This window comes from Youngiibacter fragilis 232.1, from assembly GCF_000495435.3.
Lineage (GTDB): Bacteria > Bacillota > Clostridia > Clostridiales > Clostridiaceae > Youngiibacter > Youngiibacter fragilis.
In genome coordinates, this window is sequence record NZ_AXUN02000146.1 from 68,837 (window position 1) to 75,188 (window position 6,352).

Below are 6,352 nucleotides of genomic sequence, written 5' to 3' on the forward strand. Positions count from 1 at the left end.
ACCTCCATATTCAAACTTATTTTGTTTATTTAAATATACCACAAAACCAGATTAATTATAATTTGTATAAAATTCAATTTGACAAAATTCTTTTTCTGATCTATATTTATATTAAGTAAAAAATATGGCATGAGGTGCAAGAATGAACGTACATGATTTCAGCGCAATAGACATCGATGGAGTAAATCAGGACCTGTCACAATATAAGGGAAAGGTTCTTCTGATTGTAAACACGGCAAGCAAATGCGGTTTCACACCGCAGTATGAGGGACTTGAAAATCTCTATACCAAGCATGAGGACAAGGGACTTGTGGTCCTCGGATTCCCCTGCAACCAGTTCAAGAGCCAGGAACCTGGTGATGAGAAGGACATAAAGAACTTCTGTGAGATAAACTATGGGGTATCCTTCCCGATGTTCGCCAAGGTTGATGTCAACGGTGAAAATACCCATGAGCTCTTCAAATACCTTAAAAGCGAGACAAAGGGACTTCTCGGTGAGTCAGTCAAGTGGAACTTCACCAAGTTCCTTGTGGACAAGGAAGGTAATGTCATAAGGAGATACGCCCCCACAGTGGAGCCTATGGCCATCGAGGACGATATCCTGGAATTGCTGAAAAAGTAGTTTTTCCGGACCACTACCTCTAAACACTCAAAAAAAATATATTTTCAGTGAATATTTTTTAAACAAATAGTATTGACGTTCACTACCCCCGTATGTATAATCCTAGTATCAGCAGCAAAGGTGTTGCGAGTAGATTTACTCGCAACGCCTTTTTTGTTTTTATAGATAATCAAAACATTCAGGAGGTAGGTATCATGTATTCATCTTCAAGCACATTATGGGTATTGATCGCAGCAGCACTCGTATTCTTCATGCAGGCAGGCTTCGCGATGGTCGAGGGCGGACTGACCAGGGCAAAGAACGCAGGTAACATCATAATGAAGAACCTGATGGACTTTGCGATAGGAACTCCAATTTACTGGCTATTCGGATTCGGGATAATGTTCGCAACTAACAATGCATTCATCGGAGCAATTGACTTCCTCAGCCAGGGAGCATACACCGATATCCTGCCTGCAGGAGTGCCAAAGTATGCATTCTTCATATTCCAGACAGTATTCTGTGCCACAGCAGCTACGATAGTATCCGGAGCGATGGCTGAAAGGACCAAATTCCTGGCATACTGCCTTTACAGTGCGTCAATAAGTGCAATAGTCTATCCGATATCCGGTCACTGGATATGGGGAGGCGGCTGGCTTGCACAGCTAGGATTCCATGATTTCGCAGGATCGACCGCAGTCCATATGGTCGGAGGTGTAGCTTCATTCGTAGGAGCCAAGATACTCGGGCCAAGGATAGGAAAGTACGATGAGAACGGCAAGTCCAGGGCGATACCGGGACACAACCTTACAAATGCAGCGCTTGGCGTATTCATACTCTGGTTCTGCTGGTTCGGATTCAACGGCGGTTCTACCGTTTCTGCTGAAGGGGATGCTACCCTTGCAACCCTTGGAAGCATATTCTTCACCACCAACCTTGCAGCAGCTACTGCTACTATAGCGGTAATGATAATCACGTGGGTCAGGTACAAGAAGCCTGACGTATCCATGACACTGAACGGATCACTTGCAGGACTTGTAGCCATAACGGCAGGAACGGACCTCGTCACTCCTGTTGGAGCAGCGGCCATAGGAATAATTGCCGGCTTCATAGTGGTATTCGGGATAGAGTTCATAGACAAGGTACTGAAGGTTGACGACCCAGTAGGTGCAATAGGTGTACACGGCATGTGCGGAGCAGCAGGAACTCTTATGGTAGGTCTGTTCTCGGCAACAGAGTATAGCTATGCCGGAGGAACTATGCCTAAAGGTCTCTTCTACGGAGGCGGACTGCAGCTTCTCGGAGTTGAAGCCATAGGAGTCTTCTCGGTCATAGCTTGGGTTACTGTATCTATGTTCATAATCTTCACCCTTATCAACAAGACAATCGGCCTCAGGGCATCGAGGGAAGATGAGATCATGGGACTTGACATCTCTGAACACGGACTCGAAAGCGCATACGCTGATTTCGTCAGCTCTGATTATGTCAACGCCTTCGCACTGGCTGCCGGTGGTGAATCAGAGGCAATGACAGGTACCGTTCCGCTTGACAAGGCTCTCCCTGTCCAGATACTGACATCAAAGACTTCCACGGCTTCAGACATCAAGTTCACCAAGATTGAGATAATAATGAAGCAGAACAAGTTCGAAGCGCTGAAGAACGCTCTGGACAAGGTCGGAATAACAGGAATGACTGTTTCCAACGTCCTCGGCTATGGTATCCAGGGCGGAAGGACAGAATTCTACAGGGGCGTTGAAGTCGAGACCCATCTCCTTCCAAAGGTCAAGGTCGAGATAGTTGTCAGCAAGATACCTGTAAGGACAGTAATTGACATAGTTAAGAAAGTGCTCTACACCGGTAACATCGGAGACGGCAAGATATTCATCTACGACGTGGAGAACATCGTAAAGGTCCGAACAGGAGAAGAAGGCTACGAAGCTCTTCAGGATGTGGAGTAAATAAAAAGCTACCCCTTTTCTACCAACACCCATAGATCGCATCCGTTGGGATGCAAAGAAAGAAGGCATTTGCAGATGCCTTCTTTTGACGTTCAGCCATTTAATTTGAGTTACAGTATCTACTCCGCTGGATACCTTCCGTATGACAGCATGCCTTCCCCGTCAGATATGAAATAGATGTGGAGTACAAGAGCCCCTCCTCCATCCTTGAGATACTCCCTTGAGATCCTGAACCTTCCTGGTATAAGCATCTCTATCTGCGACAGGTCAATCTCCGAGGTGTTTGTCTCATCAGGCTTCAGCAGCACCGCGATCTTTATGAAGGCAAGGTCATCTGTAAGGGTTGTCTGTTCCCATATATTCTTATCCTCGTTCCACTTGTCAATTGTGAACCCAAGTCCGTAAACCAGTTCCTTGTCAGTTGTATTCCTAACTGTAAATGAGATCTTGTTCTGACCGCTGATAACCTCAGCCTTCTCCAGCAGGTCCTCATACGTGGCTGGCTTTTCATTGATTCCTCTTGCTGAAATTGTCCCATCCCAGTCAACATCGAAGTTAACCATCGGAATGTGGACCGGCGCACCCTCAGCATCACCTGCCGTGTACTCCCTCACAACGTAGTATGACCCCTTCTCCATCTTCTTGCCTATCATATTGAAGTCGACGGCATCAACAAGCTCCTTGCCTGCTCCAAGGCTCCATAGAGCCATGTCAAAAGCCAGTTCATCATCGTATTCAGTTTCAATGAGCTTTCCTGTCTTGAAGTCCATCTTAAGTATCCGAAATGGTGACCCGTAGGTCAGGTCCTTGTCCAGAGCATTCGCCGCAGTATAGGTAAGTTTCTTTCCGACTGGGTCATACTCAATAGCGACAATAATGGCCGAGTCTGAAAAGACTATATTATTATCTTCAGGCTTCACAGGCCCTGAAGTCGGAGGTCCTCCAGTTCCATTGCCATTGCCGTTCTCCATCTTGTAAGCGCATCCTGCAGCTGAAAGCATTGATGCGGCCACTATGACAGAAACCACTTTCTTGCCAAAGCTAAGCACTTGTCATCACCTTCCCTTTCTTCCTTCTGATATCAGTCTACATAATTACAATCTGGAAGTTATAACGAAACGGAGACTTAAAATGGAAAATTTGATTACAAAAGCAACAAAGGAGCTGTCGCCAGCCCCTGTGCTTCACCTATGTGCATTTCTCGTGAAAAGGTAATCAGTTATCTCCTCAGAAGTAAGGTAAGGATAGTTCTCCATAAGCCCAAGCTTCAGTACCTCAAGGTATTTTCCACCCGGTTCTTTAGCGGGCCTCACCCCGCTGTTAGTAAGTGTCATCATAGGAATCCCGTCAAACTCACCCACCTTGAATACAAGGTCGTACCACAAAGGACTTTCCTCAGGCACTTTTCCTCCATTCTCCTGTCTGCAGATGTGGTCGAACTGTTCCCTGGATACCAGATACGCTACACTGTATGCTTTGCCAGGTTTTGTGATGTCAAGGAATGAAACTCCCTTTCCTTCCCATGAACTCGATGAATTCCCGAAGTACATGTCGTATTGCAGCTCATACAGAAGCCTCGCCCTTGGAGGAGTAGTGTCATTGCATCGACTTGCAGGGTTCCCTCCCATAAAGCTTCCGCCCTTCAGGTAAGTCATGAATCTCTCGAATAGAAGGTTAGACCCGTATACTGCATACCAGACCATTTTACTTCTGTCCATCATCTTCTCCTCATTGGAATCGGTTTTCTCACAATTCATTCGGCTTCATGTACGTTGGTCTCATCAGTCACTTTTCTTTCCGTTTCGTATAAGATATGATGTGTCCAGCTTCGTGCAATCATGTGCGCACTCAACAACGATCCTTATCCTCTTCTCCCTGGTTTCCTTCCTTTTTGCCTGCCTGATCCAGAAGACCACAATTGACTTGTCACTGTTACTCCAACCAGAAAAGTTGGAAGAGGCTTTCTCATCCCTGTTCAGCTCTTCAAAAAGGTCATCAGGGATAGCCGGCGCCTCCCTGGAAGTATAGGCTTCATCCCAAAGGTCGTTCTTTTTAGCTTCCTCTATTGCCTTGTAACCAGCCTCTGTCATAAGGCCCTGCCCGATGAGCGCCAAAGCCCTGTCCTTGTTGACCTTCGACCAGAGGCTTCCCCTCCTCCTGGGCGTAAGCCTCAGGAGGTAGCTCTCATCATCAAGGCTCATGGCTCTGCCATCGATCCAGCCGAAACATAGTGCCTCTGAAACTGCTTCAGAGAGGGTAACACCTGGTATCCCTGTTCCTGCCTTCCATATCCTCAGCCAGACAAGCTGCCCGCTTCTGTGGTTTCTTTCAAGCCATTCCCGCCATTCTGCCCTGCTGCTGACTTCAAGCCAGCTCTCAGGAATCTCTTTTTTAGCCATGGAATCACCCCGCTAATAGTCGTCTACGTCAAACACCCTGTCCCTGTAATAGTATTTCCTGTCCTCTTCGGTTATCTCCCTTACCGGTCTGCAGGGATTACCGACAGCTATCATGTTATCCGGTATATCCCTGGTTACCACGCTTCCCGCACCGATTATCACGTTATCCCCTATCCTGACTCCCGGGTTTAATACTACATTGCCGCCTATCCAGACGTTGTTCCCTATGGTTATCCCTATTCCATACTCATATCCGGAATTCCTTGAATCAGGATGCACTGGATGGCCTGCAGTATAGATTGCGACATTCGGAGCAATCATTACATTGTCACCAATGACTACCTTAGCCACATCAAGTATTACCAGATTGAAGTTTGCGTAGAAGTTCTCCCCTACCTCAATATTGCTGCCATAGTCGCAGAGAAATGGTGCCTCGATGAACAGCTGCTTTCCCGTCTTCCCCAGTATCTCCCTAATGAGCTCGTCTCTTCTTTCCCTGTCTCCTGGCTCAAGAGTGTTATATTCCCTGGTCTTCACCCTTACAGCCTTTCTCTCTTCCGGAAGCCCGTCAAGCCATGACTTGTAAGGAAGTCCCGCAAGCATCCTTTCCTTCTGGTCCATCATTTCACCTCATCAGTCTTTGCTTTTTTCTTCCTGGCCTTCTTTTCCTCATTAGCCCTTATATTCTCCAGAACCCTGAACTTCACTATCCGCTCAATAAGTTCGATTGGAAGAGGCTTGTCCTTAGGGAACTGTATCGCTCCCTTGGAACCCTTGTACTTTGACAGGTCCTCCTTGAAGGCTTCGATGCCAGTCGGTGCAGGATAGAAGCCATAATGTCCCTTGAAGGCTGCAAAGTGAACAAGATTACCATGCAGATAGAATGTAGGCATCTGGTAGCTGATCTTCTCAGTGGCATCAGGTGCCGCCTCATGGATTACCCTCCTGAATTCCTTCAGTGCTTCCCTATCCTCTTCCTCGGCCATTGCAATGTATTGATCGATTGTAGTGATGCTGTTGTCCATATTAGCCTCCCGTTATGTTATTTGTGTCCTTGCTTTTTAGTTATCACCTCAACTTTCCCACTTGGATTATTAGTGCTAATCAAGCAGGATACTCTACGACGACAACCTAAGCCCTGTCTGAATGCATTTTGGCAGGACCTTTAGGAATTGTTCAATTAGTTCATCCACTTGTTCGGACGTAAGGACCGGGGATTTCCTCAGTATGTCAATCAATGCGTTGACTAGTAATTTAACCGATTCTGTGTATTGGATATCCTTGACTTCATCGCAGAATCTGAAGAATATTTCTCCCCACGTCCTTTGGTCGCAATCTTTACGAACCGATTCCGCAATCATCATGTATCGCAAAAATACAATTGCTGTTGTCGA

At 46.6% G+C, this 6,352-nt stretch carries 7 protein-coding genes and 1 pseudogene; 2 read left to right on the forward strand and 6 right to left on the reverse strand.

What is annotated here, in order from left to right; all coding sequences use genetic code 11:
- Positions 1–142: 142 nt before the first annotated feature.
- Together T472_RS07540 and T472_RS07545 are read left to right on the forward strand one after the other, a co-directional pair.
- The gene (locus tag T472_RS07540) at positions 143–622 is read left to right on the forward strand and encodes a glutathione peroxidase (protein WP_023383915.1); all 480 of its coding nucleotides are present in this window, start codon (positions 143–145) and stop codon (positions 620–622) included.
- Between the two features lie 194 nt (positions 623–816).
- Positions 817–2,559 carry an ammonium transporter gene (locus T472_RS07545; protein ID WP_023383916.1) on the forward strand — a complete coding sequence of 581 codons (1,743 nt, stop codon included), beginning with the start codon at positions 817–819 and terminating at the stop codon, positions 2,557–2,559.
- 119 nt (positions 2,560–2,678) lie between these two features.
- Here the strand turns inward: T472_RS07545 and T472_RS07550 are convergent, their stop codons facing one another.
- The 6 genes and pseudogenes from T472_RS07550 to T472_RS20110 all read right to left on the reverse strand — a co-directional run.
- A complete protein-coding gene (locus T472_RS07550) occupies positions 2,679–3,608 on the reverse strand; it encodes an immunoglobulin-like domain-containing protein (protein WP_023383917.1) in 930 nt (309 codons plus the stop codon).
- Positions 3,609–3,743: 135 nt separating this feature from the next.
- Positions 3,744–4,277: a hypothetical protein gene (locus T472_RS07555; RefSeq protein WP_023383918.1), complete on the reverse strand. Its 534-nt coding sequence runs from the start codon at positions 4,275–4,277 to the stop codon at positions 3,744–3,746.
- Between the two features lie 63 nt (positions 4,278–4,340).
- Positions 4,341–4,958 (reverse strand): YdeI/OmpD-associated family protein, encoded by a 618-nt coding sequence (locus T472_RS07560; RefSeq protein WP_023383919.1) that lies wholly within the window; start codon positions 4,956–4,958, stop codon positions 4,341–4,343.
- 12 nt (positions 4,959–4,970) lie between these two features.
- The gene (locus T472_RS07565) at positions 4,971–5,579 is read right to left on the reverse strand and encodes a sugar O-acetyltransferase (protein WP_023383920.1); all 609 of its coding nucleotides are present in this window, start codon (positions 5,577–5,579) and stop codon (positions 4,971–4,973) included.
- On the reverse strand, positions 5,579–5,983 hold the full coding sequence (locus tag T472_RS07570; RefSeq protein WP_023383921.1) for an iron chaperone: 405 nt from the start codon (positions 5,981–5,983) through the stop codon (positions 5,579–5,581). The genes T472_RS07565 and T472_RS07570 overlap by 1 nt, the downstream gene beginning before the upstream one ends.
- A 93-nt stretch (positions 5,984–6,076) precedes the next feature.
- Positions 6,077–6,352 (reverse strand): annotated as a pseudogene (locus tag T472_RS20110) (hypothetical protein); the annotation flags it as partial.

Bases quoted from the DNA above. Each gene is read 5' to 3' on its own strand.
- T472_RS07540 (WP_023383915.1), top strand. From the start codon at position 143: ATGAACGTACATGATTTCAGCGCAATAGACATCGATGGAGTAAATCAG.
- T472_RS07545 (WP_023383916.1), top strand. From the start codon at position 817: ATGTATTCATCTTCAAGCACATTATGGGTATTGATCGCAGCAGCACTC.
- T472_RS07555 (WP_023383918.1), bottom strand. From the start codon at position 4,277: ATGGACAGAAGTAAAATGGTCTGGTATGCAGTATACGGGTCTAACCTT.
- T472_RS07560 (WP_023383919.1), bottom strand. From the start codon at position 4,958: ATGGCTAAAAAAGAGATTCCTGAGAGCTGGCTTGAAGTCAGCAGCAGG.
- T472_RS07565 (WP_023383920.1), bottom strand. From the start codon at position 5,579: ATGGACCAGAAGGAAAGGATGCTTGCGGGACTTCCTTACAAGTCATGG.
- T472_RS07570 (WP_023383921.1), bottom strand. From the start codon at position 5,983: ATGGACAACAGCATCACTACAATCGATCAATACATTGCAATGGCCGAG.